Source organism: Streptomyces sp. NPDC000229 (assembly GCF_040300825.1).
Classification (GTDB): domain Bacteria; phylum Actinomycetota; class Actinomycetes; order Streptomycetales; family Streptomycetaceae; genus Streptomyces.
Genome location: NZ_JBEPEL010000005.1, coordinates 74,279 through 95,228 on the forward strand (window position 1 = coordinate 74,279; position 20,950 = coordinate 95,228).

Sequence of the window (20,950 nt, forward strand, 5' to 3'; positions counted from 1 at the left end):
GGAGATCATCACACGTTCGGATTTTCGACTCCAATGAGATGTCCAAGAAACGGCTGGATGCAGTACCGCCTACGACAGGACCGCCGCCCTCTGGAGAGAGCGGCGGTCCCGGTCGTGCGGAGGAAGGGGGTCAGTCCTTCTTCGGCTCCTCCAGGCGCGGGAAGAGGACCGCGCCCTTGGTGACCGTGGCGCCGGTGGGGAGGAGGCCCCAGGTGGCGGCGGAGTCGACGGTCTGGTCGGCGAGGGGGCCGAGGACCGGCTCGGCGCCGAGGGAGTCCCAGAGCTTCTGGGAGGTCTCCGGCATGATCGGGTTGAGGAGCACGGCGACCGCGCGGAGCGACTCGGCGGCGGTGTAGAGGATCGTCGCCAGGCGGGCGCGGCCCTCGTCGGAGTCGTCCTTGGCGACCTTCCAGGGCTCCTGCTCCGTGATGTAGCCGTTGACCTGCTTCACGAAGTCGAAGATCGCCAGGATGCCGCCCTGGAAGTCCAGCTCCTCGCCGATCTTCCGGTCGGCTTCGGAGACCGCCTTGGCCAGGCCCTCCTGGACGGCCTGCTCGGCCTCACCGGCGGCCGTGGCCTCCGGGAGGGCGCCGGCGAAGTACTTGCCGACCATCGCCGCGAGGCGCGAGGCGAGGTTGCCGTAGTCGTTGGCCAGCTCGGAGGTGTAGCGGGCGGTGAAGTCCTCCCACGAGAAGGAGCCGTCGCTGCCGAAGGCGATCGCCCGCAGGAAGTACCAGCGGTAGGCGTCCACGCCGAAGTGCGAGGTCAGGTCCTGCGGCTTGATGCCGGTCAGGTTGGACTTCGACATCTTCTCGCCGCCGACCATCAGCCAGCCGTTGGCCGCGACCTTGCCGGGCACCGGCAGGCCCTGCGCCATCAGCATCGCGGGCCAGATCACCGCGTGGAAGCGCAGGATGTCCTTGCCGACGAGGTGGACGTTCGCCGGGAAGGTCTCGTCGAACTTCGCCTGGTTCGAGCCGTAGCCGACCGCCGTCGCGTAGTTCAGGAGCGCGTCGACCCACACGTAGATGACGTGCTTGTCGTCCCACGGGATCGGGATGCCCCAGTCGAAGGTGGACCGGGAGATGGAGAGGTCCTGAAGGCCCTGCTTCACGAAGTTCAGGACCTCGTTGCGGGCCGACTCGGGCTGGATGAAGTCCGGGTTCGCCTCGTAGAACTCCAGCAGCTTCGGGCCGTACTCGCTCAGCTTGAAGAAGTAGTTCTCCTCCTTGAGGATCTCCACCGGCTTCTTGTGGACCGGGCAGAGCTTGGTGCCCTGCTCGTCCTCGATGAGGTCGCCGGGGAGCTTGTACTCCTCGCAGCCCACGCAGTACGGGCCTTCGTACCCGCCCTTGTAGATCTCACCCTTGTCGTACAGGTCCTGCACGAACTCCTGCACACGGTCCGTGTGCCGCTTCTCCGTCGTGCGGATGAAGTCGTCGTTCGCGATGTTCAGGTGCTCCCAGAGGGGCTTCCAGGCCTCCTCGACGAGCTTGTCGCACCACTCCTGCGGGGTGACGTTGTTCGCGTCGGCCGTGCGCATGATCTTCTGACCGTGCTCGTCCGTGCCGGTGAGGTACCACACCTTCTCGCCGCGCTGACGGTGCCAGCGGGTGAGCACGTCGCCTGCGACGGTCGTGTAGGCGTGGCCCAGGTGAGGAGCGTCGTTGACGTAGTAAATGGGGGTCGAGACGTAGTACGCCTTCGCCCCCTGCTTCTCGGATCCAGTGGCCGCCATGGTCGAAATCCTATCCGGCCGCGGAAGCTCCCCTCACCTTCGTTTCACGGGGGGAGACGGAGGGGGGAGGGGGGAGGGGGAGACGTTCGCGAAACCTGGGGGCGTGGAGAGTGGGGGCATGCGTGTACTGGTTGCCGAGGACGAGACCGTCCTCGCCGAGCTCGTCGCCGCCGGACTGCGGCGCGCCGGATTCGCCGTCGACACCGTCCACAGCGGGGACGCCGCCCTCGCCCACGTCGAGCTGTACGACTACGACGTCGTCGTCCTCGACCGCGACCTGCCCCGGGTGCACGGCGACGAGGTGGCGCGGCGGCTGGTCGGGGGCGGGGCACGGACCCGGATCCTGATGTTGACCGCCGCGGCCGGGGTCGAGGACCGGGTGGAAGGGCTCGACCTGGGGGCCGATGACTATCTGGGGAAGCCGTTCGAGTTCCCCGAGCTGGTCTCGCGGGTGCGCGCGCTGCGGCGGCGCAACGCCCGGCCGCCGGTGCCGCCGCTGCTGGAACGGCACGGGGTGCGGCTGGACACGGTACGGAGGACCGCCGAGCGGGACGGGCGGGACCTGGAGCTGTCGCCGAAGGAGTTCGCGGTGCTCCAGATCCTGATGGAGGCGGAGGGCGCGGTCGTGTCGGCGGAGGAGCTGCTGGAGCGGGCCTGGGACGCGCACGCCGACCCGTTCACGGGGGCGGTGCGGGTGTGCATGAGCAAGCTGCGCGGGAAGCTGGGGGAGCCGGTGATCATCCGGACCGTGCAGGGCGTGGGGTACGCGCTGTGATCGGGCCGGGGTCGACGATCAGGACGCGGATCGCCCTCGTGTACGGGGGCGTCTTCCTGGTGCTGGGCGGCTGTCTGCTCGGCGTGGTGAACCTGCTCTCCGGGGCCGGGACGCGCGGCGAGGCGGACGCGATCGCGGCGCGGGTGCAGGGCCCGGACATCGTCCGGGTGGAACAGGTCACCGGCGACGTCAGCCGGGCGGCCTCGGAGCAGCTGCTGATCTGGTCGGGCGGGGCGCTGCTGGTGATGGCGCTCGGTGCCGTGGTCGTGGGGTGGTGGACGGCGGGGCGCGTCCTCCGCCCCGTACACGAGATGACCGCCCGGGCGCGGCGGCTCTCGGAGCGCAACCTCCACGAGAGGCTCCGGGTGAGCGGGCCGGACGACGAGCTGAAGGAGCTGGGCGACACCATCGACGCGCTGCTGGCGAGGCTGGAAGCGGCCTTCGACAGCCAGCGGCGGTTCATCGCGAACGCGTCGCACGAGCTGCGTACGCCGCTGGCCACGCAGCGCACGGCGATCCAGGTGGGGCTGGACGACTCCGTCGAGGTCAAGCAGGTGCTGCTGGACAGCAACCGGCGCAGTGAACGGCTGATCGACGGGCTGCTGGTGCTGGCGCGCGGCGAGCGGGGCCTGGAGGAGCGGGAGCCGGTGCGGCTGGGCGAGGTGGTGGCGGAGGAGTGTGAAGGGTTCGACGTGGTCACCGCGGTGACGGGCGGTGGTTGCGGTGGTCTCGTACGGGGGAATCGGGTGCTCTTGGCTCAGATGACCAGGAACCTCGTCGCCAACGCCGTCACGCACAACGTGCCGGGCGGGTGGGTGCGCGTGGCCGTGGACGGGGGCGTGCTCACGGTCGCGAACACCGGGCCGGTGATTCCGGAAGCGGACATACCTGGGCTTTTCGAGCCGTTCCGGCGGGGTGAGGGGCGCGACCGGATGGGGCCCGGCGCGGGGCTCGGGCTGTCCATCGTGCGGTCGGTCGCGCTCGCGCACGGGGGCACGGTGACGGCGACCGGCCGGGACGGTGGGGGCCTGGTCGTGACGGTGCGCCTGCCCGTCCGCGACCGGGCCCCCGGGCGGCCCTAGACCGACCAGTTCGCGAGGATCTCGCGGTAGAACGTGGCGTGCGGCACCTCGCGCGGGGCGGGCCCCGCGTGGAAGAACCCGGCGTTGGGCGCCTCCAGCTTGCGGAGGTAGTCGAACGCCTTGGAGTCCTCCTCGCCGAACGCCACGAACTGCCAGTACAGGCTCCTGCCGCTCGCCGACGCGTCGGCCAGCGCCTGCGTCGCGGCCGTCTTCGACTCGGGGGCGCCGTCCGTCTGGAACAGCACGAACGCGGGACGGTCCGCCGCGTCCGACTTCTCGTGGTGGGCCAGCACCTCGCGGACGGCGCGGTCGTAGTTCGTCCGCCCCATGCGGCCCAGGGAGCTGTGCAGGGCCTCGATCTTCCCGTCGACGTCGTCGAGGGTGATCTCGCCGGTGCCGTCGATCTCGGTCGAGAAGAAGACGACCGGGACGGTGGCCTTGTCGTCGACGTGCGCGGCGAGCGCGAGGGCCTGCTCGGCGAGGTGCTGCGCGCTGCCGTCCTTGTAGTACGGCCGCATGGACCCGGACCGGTCGAGGACCAGGTACACGGTCGCCCGGGCGCCCACGAGCTCGCGCTTGCGCAGGGCGGCCCCGGCCGCCTTGTACGCCTCGGCCAGCTGCGGCGCCCGCGCCTTGACCCGCGCGGCGGAATGCGCCGGCTTGGCCGCGGGGGCGCTCGCCGCCGGTTCCGCCTCCGGCTCCGCTTCCGGTTCCGCTTCCGCTTCCGGCTCGTCGGTGGCCTTCGCCGCCGGGGCCTCGGTGGGCTCCGGCTCCGGTTCGTCGGTGGTCTTGGCCTCCGGGGCCTTGGAGCCGGCTGCGGCGGGCTCCTCGGCCTGGGCTTCGGCCTCCGGCGCGGAGGCGTCGGGTGCTGAGGCGTCGGGCGTGGGGGCGGTCGTCGGGGCGTCTGCCTCGGGCTCTGCCGCCGGTTCGGCGGTGGCCTTCGGCTCGGGCTCGGGCTCGGCTTCCGGTTCGGCGGCGGCCTTCGGCTCGGGCTCCGGCGCGGCCTCGGGCTCGGCTTCCCGCTCGGCGGCGGCGCCCGTGGCGGCGGCCTCGGGCGCGGGCTCCGGGTCGGCGGACGCCTTCGGCGCGGGCTCCGGGTCGGTGGCCGGCTCCGCCTTCGGGGTGGCCGGTTCGGCGGAAGCGGCGGCCTCCGGCTGGGGCGGGATGTCCGCCTTCGGGGCGGCGGTGGTGGATTCGGGGGCCGCCTCGCGGGCCGCCGGCACCGAGGCGCGGCGTGCCTTGTCGAACGACGCCGCCACCAGGTCCGCCGCCGCCTGCTCTGGGGACGGGGACGTGGACGTGGACGTCTGGGGCGGAACCGTCGCCGTGGAATCCGCGGGCTCCGCCGGCTCCTCCCGGGGCACCGTGCGTTCCGTCTGGGGCGGGACGGAGGCGGCTGCCGTCTCGTTGCGCTCCGCACGGTCGCGTCCAAACACCTTGCGCAGCAAGCTCCGAATGCCCATGGGCGAGGCCTTTCGCATGTTGGGTGCCGTGTATGTCCGTACTGCTAGGAATCATCCCTGGCCATGGCGGACACGTAAGGTTAGCCGCCCCGAGTGGCGCGGAAAGGCAAGGGGCATTCGCGTCAACCCCACCCCGGCCGCACCGCATTCATCCACCGTTCACCCCGCCGCCGCCGACCTGCACATCTACGCGCCTAACGTCACCGCCGGACCGATTCCCGACACCATGTCGGCGCAGGCTGCGCCGGAGGAGGACGAAGTGCGCAAGCTGCTGCCGCTGCTGAGCACCAACCCGCACGGAGGCGGCCGTTCCGCCCTCACCTGCCGTTACCGGTGCGGCGACGCCTGCTTCCACGAGGTGCCCAACACCAGCGACAACGAGTACGTCGGCGACGTCATAGCCGGTGCCCTGTCGCGCCGTTCGATGATGCGCGCCGCCGCAGTCGTCACCGTCGCCGCCACGGCCGGCGGTGCCGTCGTCGCGCAGGCGGCGGCCGGACCGGAGGCGGTGGCCGCCATGCCCCGTACGGCGGGGAAGAGCGCCGGTGCCCGGGGGCTGCGCTTCACGCCCGTCGCGCCCAACACGGACGACAAGGTGACCGTCCCGGACGGCTACGCCCAGAGCGTCGTCATCCGCTGGGGCGAGCCCATCCTCCGGGGCGCGCCCGCCTTCGATCCGGACAAGCAGACCGCCACGGCGCAGGCCGGACAGTTCGGGTACAACAACGACTTCCTGTCCCTGCTGCCGCTCCGGGGCGAGCACGGCCGCCAGGTCCTCGTGGCGAACCACGAGTACACCGACGAGGTCCTGATGTTCAAGGGGTACGACCCCGAGAACCCGACCCGTGAGCAGGCCGAGATCGCCTGGGCCGCCCACGGCCTGTCCGTGGTCGTCGTCCAGGAACAGCACCGTGACGGCCGGCTGGTCCCGGTCACCCGCCACCCGCTCAACCGCCGCCTCACCGCGACCAGCGAGTTCGAGCTGACCGGGCCGGCCGCGGGCGGCGCTCTCCTCAGGACCAGTGCCGACCCGACCGGCCGCAAGGTCCTCGGGACGCTCAACAACTGCGCCGGCGGCACCACCCCCTGGGGCACCACGCTCCACGGCGAGGAGAACTTCAACCAGTACTTCGCCAACGGATCGAGCCCGACCGACAAGCGGTACGGCATCGGCTCCGGGGCCACCGAACGCAAGTGGGAGCGGTTCGACAAGCGCTTCGACGCCAAGCAGGAGCCCAACGAGTCGCACCGCTTCGGCTGGGTCGTCGAGCTGGACCCCTACGACCCGGACTCCACGCCCCGCAAGCGCACCGCGCTCGGCCGCTTCAAGCACGAGGCCGCCCAGCCGCGCCTGACCGCCGACGGCCGTCCGGTCGTCTACATGGGCGACGACGAGCGGTTCGACTACTTCTACAAGTTCGTCTCGTCCAAGCGGATGATGAAGGGCACCTCCCGCAAGGCCCGGGAGCACAACCTCACCCTCCTCGACGAGGGCACCCTGTACGTCGCCAAGCTCACCGGCGACAGCCCGCAGGACATCGACGGCACCGGCAAGCTCCCGAACGACGGCGAATTCGACGGCAGCGGCCACTGGATCCCGCTCGCGACGGGCGACAAGAGCCACGTCCCCGGCATGACCGCCGAAGAGGTGTACGTCTTCACGCGCATCGCCGGTGACAAGGTCGGCGCCACCAAGATGGACCGCCCCGAGGACGTCGAGCCGTCCCCGTGCACCGGCCGCGTGTACGTCGCCCTCACCAACAACAAGGACCGTGGCGCGGCGGGCAAGCCCGGCGCGGACGAGGCCAACCCGCGCAACAACAACAAGCACGGCCAGGTCCTGGAGCTCGCCGAGCACTGGGACGACCCGGCGTCCGACGGCTTCGCCTGGCGGCTGTTCCTCGTCGCGGGCGACCCGGACGACCCGTCCACGTACTTCGCGGGCTACCCCAAGGAGAAGGTCAGCCCCATCTCCTGCCCTGACAACGTGGCCTTCGACCCGTACGGCAACCTGTGGCTGTCCACGGACGGCAACCAGCTCGGTTCGCACGACGGCCTGTTCGGTGTCGCGACGCAGGGCGAGCGGCGCGGTGAGTTGAAGCAGTTCCTGACCGTGCCGGCCGGCGCCGAGACCTGCGGCCCGATCATCCAGGAGCGCCGCGTCCTCGTCGCCGTACAGCACCCGGGCGAGGTCGACGGGGCGTCCGTCGAGAAGCCGGCGTCGAACTGGCCCGACGGCCCGGGCCGGATCGTCCGCCCGTCGGTCGTCGCCGTATACCGCAAGGACGGCCGGAACATCGGCGTCTGACGCACGGGGGTCACGAGGTGGCGCGGGCCGTCCCCCCGCGCCACCTCGTGAACTGCTCCGCCGGTTCCCCCGTGTACGCCCACGGCGCCCACGACGCCCGCGCCTCCAGCAGCCCGAACAGCTGCCCGTGCACCTCGGGGAGCCCCGCGTAACAGGCGGCGTGAGTCAGGTAGTTCAGCGGTTCGACCTCCTCCGGCCGCACCTGGCCCGGCGGCCGCCCGCCGAGCCACCGCTCCCAGGTCCGCCGTACCTCCGTCGCCGCCAGCTCGTGCTTCCAGTGCTGGTCGAAGCCCCGCACCGGCCCCTGCCCGCGGCCCGCGTCCACGATGTACCGGTACTCCTCCACCCGTGCGATCTGCACCAGCACCGGCAGCGGCGACCCGGGCGGCGCCGCCCCGGCCGCGTCCCGCGCGAAGTCGTACATCGAGCCGTGCGTGCCGTGCCACCGCGCCGACCAGTACCGCAGCAGCTGCACATGGCCCTCCAGGTTGTGCGGGTCGCGCCGCCGCAGCTCGTCCCACCAGCGCCGCAGCTCCGCCCGCCCCACCCCGCCCTCGTACAGCCGCGCCACCGTCAGCAGCGACACCCACGGCATCGGGTCGGCCGGACGCGCGTCGGCGGCGCCCAGGCAGGCCATGACCGTGGCGTCGAGCCGCGCCCGGTCCACCGCCGTCCCCCGCCCCACCGCGATGGCCTGGTTGAAGACCCGTACCACCTCGGTCGCCGCCCGCAGCACCGCCGCGTCCGGGCTGTCCGGCTCGGCCGCCCGCCACGCCTCGACGGCGGTGCTCCCCGCCGCCGCGTGCGACAGCAGCCGCAGCCGGTGGGTACGCAGCGACCAGTCGTCACCGGTGTCGCACAGCAGGTCACGGACGCCCTGCCAGCGACCGATAACGATGTCGTGCCGGGCGTGGCCCAGCGCCCGGTCGCCGAAGTCCGGGTCGAAGTCCGGCGCGAAACGTGTGGAGCGGCGGCTGCGGCGTACGGCCACTTCCCTGTCCCCCCGTCAAAAGCGCGGTCGTGTCACTCCGTTGTGTGGTGTTAGAAGTCGGTCGCCAGGGTTTCGTTCCCATCGGCACGGTGGTGCTGTCGCGGTACGTCGTACGGCCCCGCCGCCGCCATCGCGCGGACCGCGTCCAGGCGCGCCGGACGGTAGTACGAGCTCCCCTTGCGCCAGTACCAGATCATCGGTACGACTCCGGCCCCCAGACCGCCCAGGCCGATCGCGACCGTCGTGCCGGTCAGCCCGCCCAGCGACTCGAAGAAGATCCAGAACATGAAGGCCGCGCCGGCCAGCGGCCACGCGCCGCCCAGGACGAAGTCGCGCACCGACCTCAGCAGCGTCCCACGGTAGGCCACCACGGCGGCGATGCCCGCCAGCCCGTAGTAGAAGGCGATCTGGAGCCCCATCGCGTTGACGGCGCTGTCCAGGATGTCGCCGACCGAACCGAGCGCCGTCGCCGCGACGAACATCACCAGCGCCACCGCCCCGACCACGGCGATCGCCACCCACGGGGTGTTCCAGCGGCGGTGCACGGCGCCGAGAGCGGCCGGCATCGTCCGGTCCCGGCCCATCGCGAACAGCGACCGGGTCACCTGGATCAGCGTGGTCTCCAGGGTGGCGATGCTCGACAGCATCACGGCCACGATCAGCAGTTTGCCGCCGACGCCCGGCCACACGGCCTCACCGAGCAGCGCCAGCACGTTCGCGCCGCCCGCGCGGATCTCCCCGGCCGACAGGACGACGTTGACGGCGATGGTGAACGCCTCGAAGAGGAGGAAGACGACCCCGATGCCGACGAGCGCCGCGAGCCCGGCCGTACGGCGGCTGTCGCGGGTCTCCTCGCTCAGGTTGCTCGTGACGTCCCAGCCCCAGTAGTAGAAGGCGGCGATCAACGCGCCGGAGGCGAACCCGGACACCCCGTCGAAGTGCCCGAAGCCCAGCCACGACCAGTCGAAGGCGGTGGCCGCGCCCCGGTGCACGACCACACCGATAAGGAAGAGGAGCAGGATCACCAACTCGACGCCCGTCATGAGCAGTTGCGCCCGTACCGTGAGCCGGGCGCCGCCCAGGACCACCAGCAGCATCATCAGGAACCAGCCGGCGCCGACGGCCGTCGCGAGCGCGGTGTCGGCGGCCAGGCCGGGCGCGAGGAGCGTCAGGGTCAGCTGCCCGGCCGGCAGCGACCCGGCCACCATGAAGATGGTCGCGGCGACGATCAGCGCCCAGCCGGACAGAAAGCCCAGGGCGGGGTGGAGGGTCCGGCCGACCCAGGAGTAGCTGGCGCCCGCGCTGACGTCGATCCGGCCGAGCCGGCTGAACGCCAGCACGATGCCGAGCATCGGGATCGCGCAGTACAGCAGCGCGGCAGGCGCGGCGAGGCCGACGGCTCCGACGAGTACGGCGCTGGTGGCGGCGAGCGAGTAGGCGGGCGCGCTGCCGGCGACGGCCATCACGATCGTGTCGAACGTACCGAGGACATTGGGCTGGAGCCCCCGCCCGGGAGGCCTCCGGGAAGCCCTGCTGGAGGCCTTGCTTGAGCTGCTGCGCATTGGCGAATGTCCTTGTATTGCACGGCATGTGGCGGTGGGGCAGGCGCGGACCGCGCATGGCGCGGGATGGGGCGGCACGCGTGAGTCGTGCGCATCGTAGTCGGGTGGACGCGGTGCGGTGAGGTCACCCGGAAGGATGACGTCCGGAATGTATCGGCGTGATCGGCACGCGCCGGAGCGGGGCGGCTTCGGCCCCGATGGAGACGTCAGCCGAGGTAGCCCTCCACCTCGCCGGGCGGCCGGGTCGTCGCGTTGTCCGGGTTGTCGCCGAACTCGGACTTGGCGCGCCGCTGCCGCAGCAGGTCCCAGCACTGGTCGAGCTGGACCTCCAGGGACCGCAGGCGGACGCGTTCGTCGTCGGTGAGGCCGCCTGCGCGGTCGCGCAGGGCGTGTTCCTCGCGGACGAGGGCACCGATGTGGTCGAGGATCTGCTCGTTGTCCATGCTCCCCACGTTCCCCGATCAGGCTCCGGTGTGCAGGTCGATCAGGGGCCCGATGCGGGTAGATCAGGGTCGGGTGTGCATGGTCGATCAGGGCCCGGTGCAAGCCCGGTGTGCAGGTCGCTCAGGGGCCGGTGTGCAGGTCGAGGTCGACGAGGAGCGCGCGGTGGTCGGTGCGGGGCAGGTCGAGGAAGCGGGTGCCGCGCACCGAGAAGTGGCCGCTGACCAGGACGTGGTCGATCTGAGCGTACGGGGGCGGCGTGGCGTTCTGCGGCCAGGACCCGGTCCGGGCGGCGCCGTCGAGGCGGGCGGCGTCGTGGAGGGCGCCGGAGTCGAGGACGGAGCGGAAGGCGGCGTGGTCCTGGGTGGCGTTGAAGTCGCCGGCGAGGACGAGAGGGCGGCCCTTGTGGGCGGCGGCGAAGTCGCGCAGGAGGCCCAGCTCGTGCTTCCACAGGCCGATCCCGCCGGGCAGCGGCGGCATCGGGTGGGCGAGCCGGAGCGTCACGTCCTTGTCCCCCACCCGGACCGTGGCGCCGGGCATGCCCATGGTGGTGCCGGGCAGGGCGGGTTCGGGGGTGAGGGGGAGGGTGCCGAGGATGACGGATCCGGCGGAGCCGGCGGCGGCGACATGAGCGCCGTAGGGGTAGTGGGCGGTGAGCGCCCGCGCGCAGGCGGGGTCGCACTCGGAGACGAAGACCAGGTCGGGGCGCTCGCGCCGGACGGTGGCGAGCAGTTCGGCGGTCGCGTTGCCGAACTCGACGTTGGCGGCGAGCACCCGCAGCCTGCCGGTGACGGGCCCGTGGGCGGGGGTGCCGGCGGGCCCGTACGGCTGGGTGAACCAGAGCGTGACGGCGAGCGCCCCGCCGGCCCAGGCGGTCAGGAGCGGGCGGCGGGCGGGGAGGGAGACGAGGAACGCGAGCCCGGCCGGGACGGCGAGCCACGGCAGGAGGGCGAGGAGCTGCGGTACGGGCGTGACGGCGTCGGTGCCGAAGAGCCGGCAGCCGGTGACGGCGGTGGGCACGACGAGCAACAGCCCGGCGGCCCACGAGGTGGCCCGGCGGAGCAGATGCGAGGTGGAGGAATCGGCCAAGCCGTCACCTTCTCATGGCCCCCCGGCCCCCGTCCCCGGTTCCCGCGCTGATCCACTTGCCGGGCCGCCGCGGCGGGTGTGCTCTGGAGGAAGGCCACGGGAAGGAGCGCGCCATGGCCGCACACGCAACGCTGCCCCGACGACACCGCCGCACCCGGGAACGGGCGACCCGTCCTCACGCACACCGGTCCACCCTGCTCGTGCTCGCGGTGTGCGCCGTCCTCTACGGCCTCTACGCCGAGGTCATCGTCCGCCGCGGCGACGGCCCCTTCACCGGCGGGCAGGCCGTGCTCGCCGTGGTGAGCATGGTGGGCTTCGGCGTCCTCTGGTACGGCTACCTCCGCGTCCGCCGCGCACTGCCGCGCGAAGCACGGGCGGTCGCCTTCGGGCTCCTCTTCGGCCTCAGCGTCGGCTTCCTCTACGGCCTGTCCGGCAACAGCGTCCTCACGGTGGCGGTGGTCTCGCTGATCGTGGCGGCAGCAGCGGGGCTGATGGCGTTCTACGTGTTCTACACGCACGAGTAATCCCTGCGCGTCGACGTCCTCGCGCACTCGTCATGGTGGCGCGGGCGGCGCTGTTCCCGGCCGTGGACGCGGCGTGGACGCGGCGTGGGCGCGGCGTTCACCGCGGGCGTGGAGCTCGCGGTGGACGGGGCGGGATCGGCCGGCACGTGGCCGTACCACTGCAACAAACCGGTGGCGAGGTGCGGGCGGCGGCCGGAGACTGGGAGGGATCGTGCCGGATGCCCGTACACCCGCCTTCCCAAGGACAGTGACGATGACGATCGCGGACCTGGCCATCGAGACGAACGGCCTGGTGAAGGTCTTCGGCGACAACCGAGCCGTGGACGGCATCGATCTCCGGGTGCCCGCCGGCACCGTGTACGGGGTGCTCGGGCCCAACGGGGCGGGCAAGACGACCGCCGTGAAGGTGCTGGCGACGCTGCTGCGGCCGGACGGCGGGGAGGCGCGGGTCTTCGGCAAGGACGTGGTGCGGGACGCGGACGCGGTACGCGGGCGGGTCAGCCTCACCGGGCAGTACGCGTCGGTCGACGAGGACCTGACCGGTACCGAGAACCTGGTGCTGCTGGGCCGCCTGCTCGGTCACGGGAAGCGGGCCGCGCGGGAGCGCTCCGCGCAGCTGCTGGCGGCGTTCGGGCTGTCGGACGCGGCCGACCGGCAGGTCAAGAACTATTCGGGCGGCATGCGGCGCCGTATCGACATCGCCGCGTCCATCCTCAACACGCCTGACCTCCTCTTCCTCGACGAGCCGACCACCGGCCTGGACCCGCGCAGCCGCAACCAGGTGTGGGACATCGTCCGCGCGGTCGTCGCCCAGGGCACCACCGTGATGCTCACCACGCAGTACCTGGACGAGGCCGACCAACTGGCCTCGCGGATCGCGGTCATCGACCACGGCAGGGTCATCGCCGAGGGGACGAAGGGCGAGCTGAAGGCGTCGGTGGGCTCCGGGTCCGTGCACGTACGGCTGCGGGAGGCCGGGCAGCGGCCGGAGGCGGAACGGGTGCTGACGGGCGCGTTGAACGCGACCGTGCAGCTCGACCACGACCCGGTGGCCCTGACGGCCACGGTCGACGGGCACGGCACGGACCTGGGCGCGGCCGAGCAGGCGGCGCGGGCGCTGGCGGAGCTGGCCCGGGCGGGTGTGATGGTGGACAACTTCGCGCTGGGCCAGCCGAGTCTGGACGAGGTGTTCCTGGCGCTCACGGACCGTACGGACAAGGCCGAGGAGGTCAGGGCATGAGCACCGTCACCGACGACGCCACCTTCACCGGTCCCCGCACCGAGGAACTGGCGGCCCTGCTGGTCGCCGGCGAGCGGCCGCCGCGCCCGAGCGCACTGTCCGCCTCCCTGACCTTCGGCTGGCGCGCCATGCTGAAGATCAAGCACGTGCCGGAGCAGCTCTTCGACGTGACGGCGTTCCCGATCATGATGGTGCTGATGTACACGTACCTCTTCGGGGGTGCGCTGGCCGGGTCGGTCTCGGCGTACATCCAGTTCCTGCTGCCCGGCATCCTCACCCTGAGCGTCGTGATGATCACGATGTACACGGGTGTCGCGGTCAACACCGACATCACCAAGGGCGTCTTCGACCGCTTCCGTACGTTGCCGATCTGGCGGCCCGCGCCGATGGTCGGCTATCTCCTCGGTGACGTGGTGCGCTATCTGATCGCGTCCGCGGTGATGCTCACGGTCGGCCTGATCATCGGCTACCGCCCGCACGGCGGGGTGGTCGGCGTGGCGGCGGGGGTGGCGCTGCTGCTGGTCTTCTCGTTCGCGTTCTCGTGGATCTGGACGATGTTCGGTCTGCTGCTGCGCAGCGAGAAGTCCGTGATGGGCGTCAGCATGATGGTGATCTTCCCGCTGACGTTCCTGAGCAACATCTTCGTCGACCCGAAGACCATGCCGGGCTGGCTCCAGGCCTTCGTCAACAACAGCCCGGTGACCCACCTGGCGAGCGCGGTACGGGAGTTGATGGCCGGCGAGTGGCCGACGGCGGACATCGGCTGGTCGCTGGGGTGGTCGGCGGTGTTCGTGGCCGTCTTCGGCGCGGTGACGATGCGGCTCTACAACCGCAAGTGATTCCCCCTTGTTGACCTTCCCCTCCCGGGAAGGCCCAGCATCGGTGGGGCCGGGCGCCGAGTTGCCGGGGCGCCGGGTGACGGGCGCCGCGGGGTCGGGGTGGTGCGGGCAGGCGGGTGCGGGTGGGCGTGCCGTGTCCGGTGGCCGGGCGGGTTGCCCCGGGCGTGGGCAGCGCCCGGGCAGCAGGTGCCGCTGCCGGTCCGGGGCGGCCAGGTCGAAGAGCGAGCAGCACCTCACCACTCGCGCGCCTCCCGCAGCAGCAGGTCGCGCACCAGCGTCAGGTGCGGGTGGTCCGCCGTTCCCGGCCGCCGGACCAGGTAGGCCGTGTTGATCGGCGGGTCCTTTGGCGTCAGCAGCGGTACGAGCGCCCCCGTGGCCAGCTCGTCCAGGCACAGGTAGCGCGGCAGGACGCCGATGCCCGCGCCCGCCGCCACCGCCGCCAGCACGCCCCGCAGGTCGGGCACGGTCACGGTGGCCCGGTCGGTCAGCCGGGTGCCGAAGACGTGCCGCCAGTAGCGGCGGGTGATCGGCAGGTCCTCCGCGTACGCCACCAGCGGCACGCCCCGCAGTGCCGCCGCGCCCTCGGCCGCCACCCGCCCCGCCCCGATCCGGGCCTCCCAGGCGGGCGCGGCGACCAGCACGAACTCCTCGTCCATCAGCGGCGTCGCCACCAGCGCCCGGCCCCTCGGCCGGTACGTCGCGATGACCAGGTCGTGCTGACCGGCCCGCAGCCCGTCCAGCAGGTCGTCGGTCAGCCCCGTCGCCACCCGCAGCAAAACGCCCCGCTCGGCGACCGCCGCCGCCAGCGCGGGCAGCACCCGGACGCACAGCAGCTCGGCCGGCCCCGCCAGCCGTACGGGCTCCGCTTCCCCCGCCGACGGCCGGCCGGTCACCGCCTCCAGCGCGTCCAGCGGCTCGGCGACCCGGGCGGCGAGGGCGTCCGCCACGGCGGTCGGGGCGACCCCGCGCGGCAGGCGGGTGAACAGCTCCCGGTCCAGCTGCCGTTCCAGCGCCCGGATCTGCGCGGTGACCGTCGGCTGCGACAGGCCCACCAGCCGCGCGGCGGCCGTGAACGAACCGGAGCGGTGCACGGCCAGGAACGTACGGAGCAGCGTCAGGTCGAGCGGCGGCCCGCCGGGTGCACTGTCGGTCATGCCCCCGACCCTAGGGCGCGGCGACCGGCCGGTAGGGTTCCAGCCCGTGAGCAGCCCCGGCCCCGTCCCCGGCCCCGTCCCCGGTCCCGTCCCCGGCACCCGACCGCCCGTGACCGTCGTCGGTATCGGCGCGGACGGCTGGGCCGGGCTCCCGGACTCCTCCCGCGCCGCCCTGCGCGCCGCCGACGTCGTCATCGGCGGCGATCGGCAACTCGCCCTCCTGCCGGAGGAGTGCGAGGCCGAACGGGTCGCCTGGCCCTCGCCGCTGCGGCCCGCCGTACCCACCCTGCTGGCCGCCCACACCGGCCGCCGGATCGCCGTGCTCGCCAGCGGCGACCCCATGTTCTACGGGATCGGCCGCGCCCTCGCCGAGACGGCCGGCCCCGAGCGGCTGCACGTCCTGCCGCACCCGTCCTCCGTCTCGTACGCGTGCGCCCGCCTCGGCTGGCCGCTGGAGGACACCGAGACCGTCACCCTCGTCGGGCGCCCCCTCGCCTCCCTGGCCGCCGCGCTCCACGACGGGCGCCGGCTGCTGGTGCTGAGCGCGGGCGCGGCGACCCCCGGAGAGGTCGCCGCGCTGCTGCGCGACCGGGGCTTCGGGCCGAGCCGCCTCACTGTCCTCGAACAGCTCGGCTCCGACCGCGAGAACCACCTGACCGGCACCGCCGACGACTGGCCCCACCCGCCCGGCGACCCGCTGAACGTCATCGCCGTCACGTGTGTGCGCTCGACCGACGCCCTGCGCCTGGGCGCCGTGCCGGGGCTGCCGGACGCGGCGTACGAGAACGACGGCCAGCTCACCAAGCGGCACGTGCGCGCCGCGACGCTCGCCGCGCTGGCCCCCGCGCCCGGCGAACTGCTGTGGGACATCGGCGGCGGATCCGGCTCGATCGGCATCGAGTGGATGCGTACGCACCGCACGTGCCGCGCCATCGCGGTCGAGCGCTCGCCCGAGCGGGCGGAGCGCATCACCCGCAACGCCGCCGCCCTCGGCGTACCCGCCCTGAAGGTGGTCACCGCGGCCGCCCCGGCCGGGCTCGCGGAACTGGACCGCCCCGACGCGGTGTTCATCGGCGGCGGACTGACCGCTCCCGGGCTGCTGGACGCCTGCTGGGACGCCCTCCCGGCAGGGGGACGGCTGGTCGCCAACACCGTGACCCTCGAATCCGAGGCGCTGCTCGCCGACCGCTACCGGCGCCACGGCGGCGAACTGGTCCGGCTCGCGGTCGCACACGCCGTCCCGGTGGGCGGCTTCACCGGCTGGCGCCAGGCCATGCCGGTCACGCAATGGTCCGTAACCAAGCAGGAGACAGAAGAATGACCGTCTACTTCATCGGTGCGGGCCCCGGCGCCGCCGACCTGATCACCGTGCGCGGCGCGCGCACCCTCGCCTCCTGCCGGGTGTGCCTGTACGCCGGTTCCCTCGTCCCGCGCGAGCTGCTCGCCGAGTGCCCGCCCGACGCCCGGCTCGTCGACACCGCCCGCCTCGACCTGGACGCCATCACCGCCGAGCTGGTCCGTGCCCACGAGGAGGGCCACGACGTGGCGCGCCTCCACTCCGGCGACCCGTCCGTCTTCAGCGCGGTCGCCGAGCAGATGCGGCGGCTCGACGCGGCCGGGATCCCCTACGAGGTCGTGCCGGGCGTCCCGGCGTTCGCGGCCGCCGCGGCGGCGCTGAAGCGGGAGCTGACCGTCCCGACCGTGGGCCAGACGGTGATCCTCACCCGGATCGCCGAGCAGGCCACGGCCATGCCCGAGGGCGAGGACCTGGCGACCCTGGGGCGCAGCGGCGCCCTGCTGGTGCTGCACCTGGCGGCCCGGTACGTCGACCGGGTCGTCGCGGAGCTCACCCCGCACTACGGCGCCGACTGCCCGGCCGCCGTGGTCGCGATGGCCAGCCGCCCCGACGAGGTGATCCTGCGCGGCACCCTCGCCGACATCGCGGCCGCCACCAAGGAGGCCGGCATCACCCGCACGGCCGTCATCCTGGTGGGCCGCACCCTGGCGGCGACCCAGTTCCGCGACAGCCACCTGTACTCGCCGGAACGCGACCGTCACGTCTGCTGAACGCCCCCGGGGGGCGCTGCGCCCCGGTCACCCGCTGACGCGCGCCCCGGTCACCTGCTGACGCGCGCCCCGGTCACCCGCTGACACGGCCCCCGGTCACCCGCTGACGCGCGCCTCGGTCACCCGCTGACGCGCGTCGTCCGGTCACCGCACCGCACTGCGCCCCACCACCGTGCCCGCCCGGTCGATGCACACCACGTCGACCGCGACGGGCGCGCCGCGCAGCACGTCGAGGGCCTGGTCGCGGGCGGTCTCGGCCACCAGGTCGCCCAGCGGGACGCCGGCCGCGGCGCACAGCTGGAGCGCGGCGAGCCCGGTGTTGGCGGCCGCCACCTGGGCGACCAGGGGCTCGTCGGCGCCGCCCCGGCGGGCCAGCTCCGCCAGGAAGCCCTTGTCGACCTGGGAGCGCGCCGAGTGCAGGTCCATGTGTCCCGCCGCGAGCTTGGACAGCTTCGCAAAGCCGCCGCAGATGGTGAGCCGGTCGACCGGGTGCCTGCGTACGTACTTCAGGACCGCGCCCGCGAAGTCGCCCATGTCGAGCAGGGCGTCCTCGGGCAGCCCGTACAGCGAGGTGACCGTGCGCTCCGACGTGGAGCCCGTGCACCCGGCGACATGGGTGCGGCCCGCCGCCCGTGCCACGTCGACGCCGCGCCGGATGGAGTCGATCCAGGCCGAGCACGAGTACGGCACCACCACGCCGGTGGTCCCCAGGATCGACAGGCCGTGCAGGATCCCGAGGCGGGGGTTCCACGTGGAGCGGGCGATCTCCTCGCCGTGGTCGACGGAGACGGTGATCTCGACGTCCCCGGTGCCGCCGTGCGCGGCCGCGACCCGCGCGACGTGCTCGCGCATCATCTGCCGCGGCACGGGGTTGATCGCGGGTTCCCCCACCTCCAGCGGCAGGCCGGGCCGGGTGACGGTCCCCACCCCGGGCCCTGCCCGGAACACCACTCCCGCCCCGGCCGCCAGCAACCGCACCGTGGCCCGGACCAGGGCCCCATGGGTCACATCGGGGTCGTCCCCGGCGTCCTTCACGATGCCCGCCATGGCGTACGCGCCGGTCAGCTCCTCCGCCGCCAGCGCGAACGCCGGGGTCTGCCCCTTCGGCAGCGTGATCGTCACCGGATCCGGGAAGTCCCCGGTCAGCAGGGCGGTGTACGCGGCGGTCGTCGCCGCCGTCGCGCACGCCCCGGTCGTCCATCCGGACCTCAGGCCGGTGTGCTTGAGTTGGGCGCTGCGCCCACCCGTCGCCTCACCCATGGACCGTCACCGTGCACATACTCCTTCTCGGCGGCACCACCGAGGCCCGCCGCCTGGCCGAGTCCCTCCACGGCACCGTGCGTGTGACGACCTCACTCGCGGGCCGTGTGGCCGCCCCCACGCTGCCTCCGGGCGACGTGCGCATCGGGGGCTTCGGCGGAGCCGAGGGCCTCGCCCGCTGGCTGCGCGAGCACCAGGTGGACGCGGTCATCGACGCCACTCACCCTTTCGCCGACACGATCAGTTCCCACGCGGCCCGGGCGGCCGCCGAAGCCCATGTTCCCCTGCTCGCCCTCCGCCGTCCCGGGTGGGCCCCCGCCGGGGGTGACGACTGGCACCCCGTGGACACCCTCACGGAGGCCGCGGACACGGCACGGACCCTGGGCCGCCGCATCTTCCTGACCACGGGCCGTATGGGTCTCGCCTCCTTCGCGCACATCACGGACGCCTGGTTCCTCGTGCGCTCGGTCGACCCCCCGGAGCCCCCCTTCCCGCCCCAGCTGGAGGTCCTCCTCGACCGCGGCCCCTTCACCCTCGACGGCGAGCGGGAGCTGCTGCGCCGCCACGCGATCGACGTCCTGGTCACCAAGGACAGCGGCGCTGCGGCGACGGCCCCGAAGCTCCGGGCCGCCCGTGAGGCCGCACTCCCGGTCGTGATCGTCCGCCGGCCCCCGGCCCCGGCCGCGGTGCCGGTGGTGCCCACGCCGGAAGAGGCGGCGGCATGGGTGGCGGCCCTCGCGGCGGACCGGCCTCACATGTGACGGTCACGTCCCGGGGCGCGGCCACCCCCGGGGCGGCCGGGCCGGCGACGCGGGCCACCGCCCGGGTGTTCCGCCCCCGCCGGCCCGTCAGCCCGCCAGCAGCTGGGAGCCCGGCACCCACCAGCCCTTGGCGTCCCCGTCGACCGCGCGGAGCATCATGCGGCCGTCGACGAGGGCGCGCCGGTCGTACCGCACGGGCGTGTCCTCGGGGTACGTCACCGTCCGCTCCTCCGCCCCTCTGCGGCACACGACGCTCACCCCGGCCCGGAACCGCGCGCGCCGCGCCGGCCGGTAGTCGGACGCGCACCACTCGCCCCTCAGGTACGCGGCCGGGTACCGCTCCGCCACGTACCAGCCCTCCGTCTTGTCCGGCCCGTCCGTCAGGAGGTAGTGCACCTCCCGCCCCTTGATCCGCTTCCGGTGCGAGGCGGTGGCCTCCGCGGGGCGGACCAGGTCCAGGGTGCGGGTGCCGGTGACGGCGCCGTCCTCGTCGTACCGGAACAGCGTGTGCGTGCCCTCCGCGAGGTGCACCCGTCCGCCGTCCTCGCCGAGCGACGGGGAGGGGTGGTCGTCCATCAGCAGGTCCGACTGCGCGGCGAGCAGTTCACTGCCGGACAGCCAGGACAACTGGCGCAGCAGTGTGACGTGCACGGGGTGGTACGACGCCGTCGGCACGGCGTGCGTGCGGCAGTAGTGCGACAGCCAGCCGGGGTTGCGCATGTTCCGGAAGTTGGCGGCGAGGGTGGTCAGCGAGCCGTCGAAGAGGTCGGCGGCAAGGGGGCTGCGGGTCAGCGCGTAGTAGTCCCACAGCCCGAGCGCGGCGAACATGAAGCCGTTGTACGTGTAGTCGGAGGTGCCCGGGGCGTCCATCGGGTACTCGTGGATCCACAGGTGGCCCGCCTCGTCCCGGGCGACCACCCACGGCACCCCGTCGTCCCCCACCAGCAGCGACCGGAACGCCCCGTCGGCCGCCCTGCGGTACTGCCCCCGTGCCGCCGCCGGGACGGCCGGGAGCTGGGCCAGCTGGGCGAACAGGCTCAGCGCCTCGCCCTGGGCCATCCCGGAGTACCAGGGCGCCTCGTAGGCGATGCCGGTGTGCACGTCGTGCGCGAAGTCGAACGGGTACGGGAAGAACCACGCGCCGCGCCGCTCGTGCCGCCGCGCCACCACCCGTCCGGCCTGCGCCCGCGCCCGCTCGAGGAAGAACGCGTCGCCGGTGCGCCGGTACGCGGCGAGGTTCTCCAGCCCGTACTGGATCTGCCCGACGGGATGGTCGTGCAGCCGCCCCTTCCACCGGAACATCCGCACCCCGTCCCGGTCGTGCGTCCCCTCGTCCTCCCGCCCGGCCACCCGGTCGCGCCACGGCCGCAGCCCGTCGGGCACGTCCAGCACACACCGGAACCCCTGCACGCCGAAGGTGAACGGCAGCCCGGTGGGCACCGCCACCTCACCCGGAGCCCGTTGTCCCACCAGGAATCCACCTCCAGCCAGCGCCACTGCCGCCCCGCTGCCCCCGACGGCCTTCAAGAACCGTCTACGGCTCTCCACCACGAATCCCCCACCCGGTCGAACAGTCACCTGCTGTTCCCCGAAGGAGGGATCTTGGTTCAGGGTCCGCGGGGCCCCATGGGCCGTCGGACAGGCTCCGGCATGTAA

At 73.1% G+C, this 20,950-nt stretch carries 18 protein-coding genes; 9 read left to right on the plus strand and 9 right to left on the minus strand.

Annotated elements, in window-relative coordinates; all coding sequences use genetic code 11:
- Nucleotides 1–130: 130 nt before the first annotated feature.
- Nucleotides 131–1,738 carry a methionine--tRNA ligase gene (gene metG, locus ABT360_RS04910; protein ID WP_351810761.1) on the minus strand — a complete coding sequence of 536 codons (1,608 nt, stop codon included), beginning with the start codon at nt 1,736–1,738 and terminating at the stop codon, nt 131–133.
- Nucleotides 1,739–1,856: 118 nt separating this feature from the next.
- Between metG and ABT360_RS04915 the strand changes: the two genes are divergently transcribed.
- Nucleotides 1,857–2,513, plus strand: a complete 657-nt coding sequence (locus ABT360_RS04915; protein ID WP_351810764.1) for a response regulator transcription factor — start codon at nt 1,857–1,859, stop codon at nt 2,511–2,513.
- Nucleotides 2,510–3,595 (plus strand): sensor histidine kinase, encoded by a 1,086-nt coding sequence (locus ABT360_RS04920; protein WP_351810767.1) that lies wholly within the window; start codon nt 2,510–2,512, stop codon nt 3,593–3,595. The genes ABT360_RS04915 and ABT360_RS04920 overlap by 4 nt, the downstream gene beginning before the upstream one ends.
- On the opposite strand, the gene ABT360_RS04925 is transcribed toward ABT360_RS04920, so the two are convergent.
- Nucleotides 3,592–5,058 (minus strand): VWA domain-containing protein, encoded by a 1,467-nt coding sequence (locus ABT360_RS04925; RefSeq protein WP_351810770.1) that lies wholly within the window; start codon nt 5,056–5,058, stop codon nt 3,592–3,594. The two genes, ABT360_RS04920 and ABT360_RS04925, sit on opposite strands and share 4 nt — an antisense overlap.
- 259 nt (nt 5,059–5,317) lie before the next feature.
- Here ABT360_RS04925 and ABT360_RS04930 point away from each other — a divergent pair, with 259 nt between their 5' ends.
- On the plus strand, nt 5,318–7,366 hold the full coding sequence (locus ABT360_RS04930; RefSeq protein WP_351811032.1) for a PhoX family protein: 2,049 nt from the start codon (nt 5,318–5,320) through the stop codon (nt 7,364–7,366).
- Between the two features lie 10 nt (nt 7,367–7,376).
- On the opposite strand, the gene ABT360_RS04935 is transcribed toward ABT360_RS04930, so the two are convergent.
- The 4 genes from ABT360_RS04935 to ABT360_RS04950 all read right to left on the minus strand — a co-directional run bounded on the left by ABT360_RS04935 (nt 7,377) and on the right by ABT360_RS04950 (nt 11,449).
- On the minus strand, nt 7,377–8,357 hold the full coding sequence (locus ABT360_RS04935) for a hypothetical protein (RefSeq protein ID WP_351810773.1): 981 nt from the start codon (nt 8,355–8,357) through the stop codon (nt 7,377–7,379).
- Between the two features lie 50 nt (nt 8,358–8,407).
- Nucleotides 8,408–9,919: an APC family permease gene (locus tag ABT360_RS04940; RefSeq protein WP_351810776.1), complete on the minus strand. Its 1,512-nt coding sequence runs from the start codon at nt 9,917–9,919 to the stop codon at nt 8,408–8,410.
- A gap of 206 nt (nt 9,920–10,125) precedes the next feature.
- Nucleotides 10,126–10,362, minus strand: coding sequence for a DUF2630 family protein (locus ABT360_RS04945; protein WP_351810778.1), 237 nt, complete (start codon nt 10,360–10,362; stop codon nt 10,126–10,128).
- 121 nt (nt 10,363–10,483) lie between these two features.
- Entirely contained in the window at nt 10,484–11,449 is a 966-nt protein-coding gene (locus ABT360_RS04950) for an endonuclease/exonuclease/phosphatase family protein (RefSeq protein WP_351810781.1), read from the minus strand.
- A 113-nt stretch (nt 11,450–11,562) separates the two neighbouring features.
- Between ABT360_RS04950 and ABT360_RS04955 the strand changes: the two genes are divergently transcribed.
- The 3 genes from ABT360_RS04955 (at nt 11,563) to ABT360_RS04965 (ending at nt 14,052) form a co-directional block, all read left to right on the plus strand.
- The gene (locus tag ABT360_RS04955) at nt 11,563–11,973 is read left to right on the plus strand and encodes a hypothetical protein (protein ID WP_351810784.1); all 411 of its coding nucleotides are present in this window, start codon (nt 11,563–11,565) and stop codon (nt 11,971–11,973) included.
- Nucleotides 11,974–12,226: 253 nt separating this feature from the next.
- The gene (locus tag ABT360_RS04960) at nt 12,227–13,213 is read left to right on the plus strand and encodes an ATP-binding cassette domain-containing protein (RefSeq protein ID WP_351810786.1); all 987 of its coding nucleotides are present in this window, start codon (nt 12,227–12,229) and stop codon (nt 13,211–13,213) included.
- Complete coding sequence (locus ABT360_RS04965) at nt 13,210–14,052, plus strand: ABC transporter permease (protein WP_351810788.1); 843 nt, start codon at nt 13,210–13,212, stop codon at nt 14,050–14,052. The genes ABT360_RS04960 and ABT360_RS04965 overlap by 4 nt, the downstream gene beginning before the upstream one ends.
- A 233-nt stretch (nt 14,053–14,285) precedes the next feature.
- On the opposite strand, the gene ABT360_RS04970 is transcribed toward ABT360_RS04965, so the two are convergent.
- On the minus strand, nt 14,286–15,206 hold the full coding sequence (locus ABT360_RS04970; RefSeq protein ID WP_351810790.1) for a LysR family transcriptional regulator: 921 nt from the start codon (nt 15,204–15,206) through the stop codon (nt 14,286–14,288).
- Here ABT360_RS04970 and cbiE point away from each other — a divergent pair.
- On the plus strand, nt 15,205–16,527 hold the full coding sequence (gene cbiE / locus ABT360_RS04975) for a precorrin-6y C5,15-methyltransferase (decarboxylating) subunit CbiE (RefSeq protein WP_444852177.1): 1,323 nt from the start codon (nt 15,205–15,207) through the stop codon (nt 16,525–16,527). The two genes, ABT360_RS04970 and cbiE, sit on opposite strands and share 2 nt — an antisense overlap.
- Nucleotides 16,524–17,273, plus strand: a complete 750-nt coding sequence (gene cobM, locus ABT360_RS04980; RefSeq protein ID WP_351810793.1) for a precorrin-4 C(11)-methyltransferase — start codon at nt 16,524–16,526, stop codon at nt 17,271–17,273. The genes cbiE and cobM overlap by 4 nt, the downstream gene beginning before the upstream one ends.
- A gap of 144 nt (nt 17,274–17,417) precedes the next feature.
- On the opposite strand, the gene ABT360_RS04985 is transcribed toward cobM, so the two are convergent.
- Nucleotides 17,418–18,533 (minus strand): cobalt-precorrin-5B (C(1))-methyltransferase, encoded by a 1,116-nt coding sequence (locus ABT360_RS04985; RefSeq protein ID WP_351810796.1) that lies wholly within the window; start codon nt 18,531–18,533, stop codon nt 17,418–17,420.
- Nucleotides 18,534–18,544: 11 nt separating this feature from the next.
- Between ABT360_RS04985 and ABT360_RS04990 the strand changes: the two genes are divergently transcribed.
- Nucleotides 18,545–19,294, plus strand: a complete 750-nt coding sequence (locus ABT360_RS04990; RefSeq protein WP_351810799.1) for a cobalt-precorrin-6A reductase — start codon at nt 18,545–18,547, stop codon at nt 19,292–19,294.
- Between the two features lie 87 nt (nt 19,295–19,381).
- Here the strand turns inward: ABT360_RS04990 and ABT360_RS04995 are convergent, their stop codons facing one another.
- Nucleotides 19,382–20,764 (minus strand): D-glucuronyl C5-epimerase family protein, encoded by a 1,383-nt coding sequence (locus ABT360_RS04995; protein ID WP_351810802.1) that lies wholly within the window; start codon nt 20,762–20,764, stop codon nt 19,382–19,384.
- Nucleotides 20,765–20,950 lie beyond the last annotated feature (186 nt).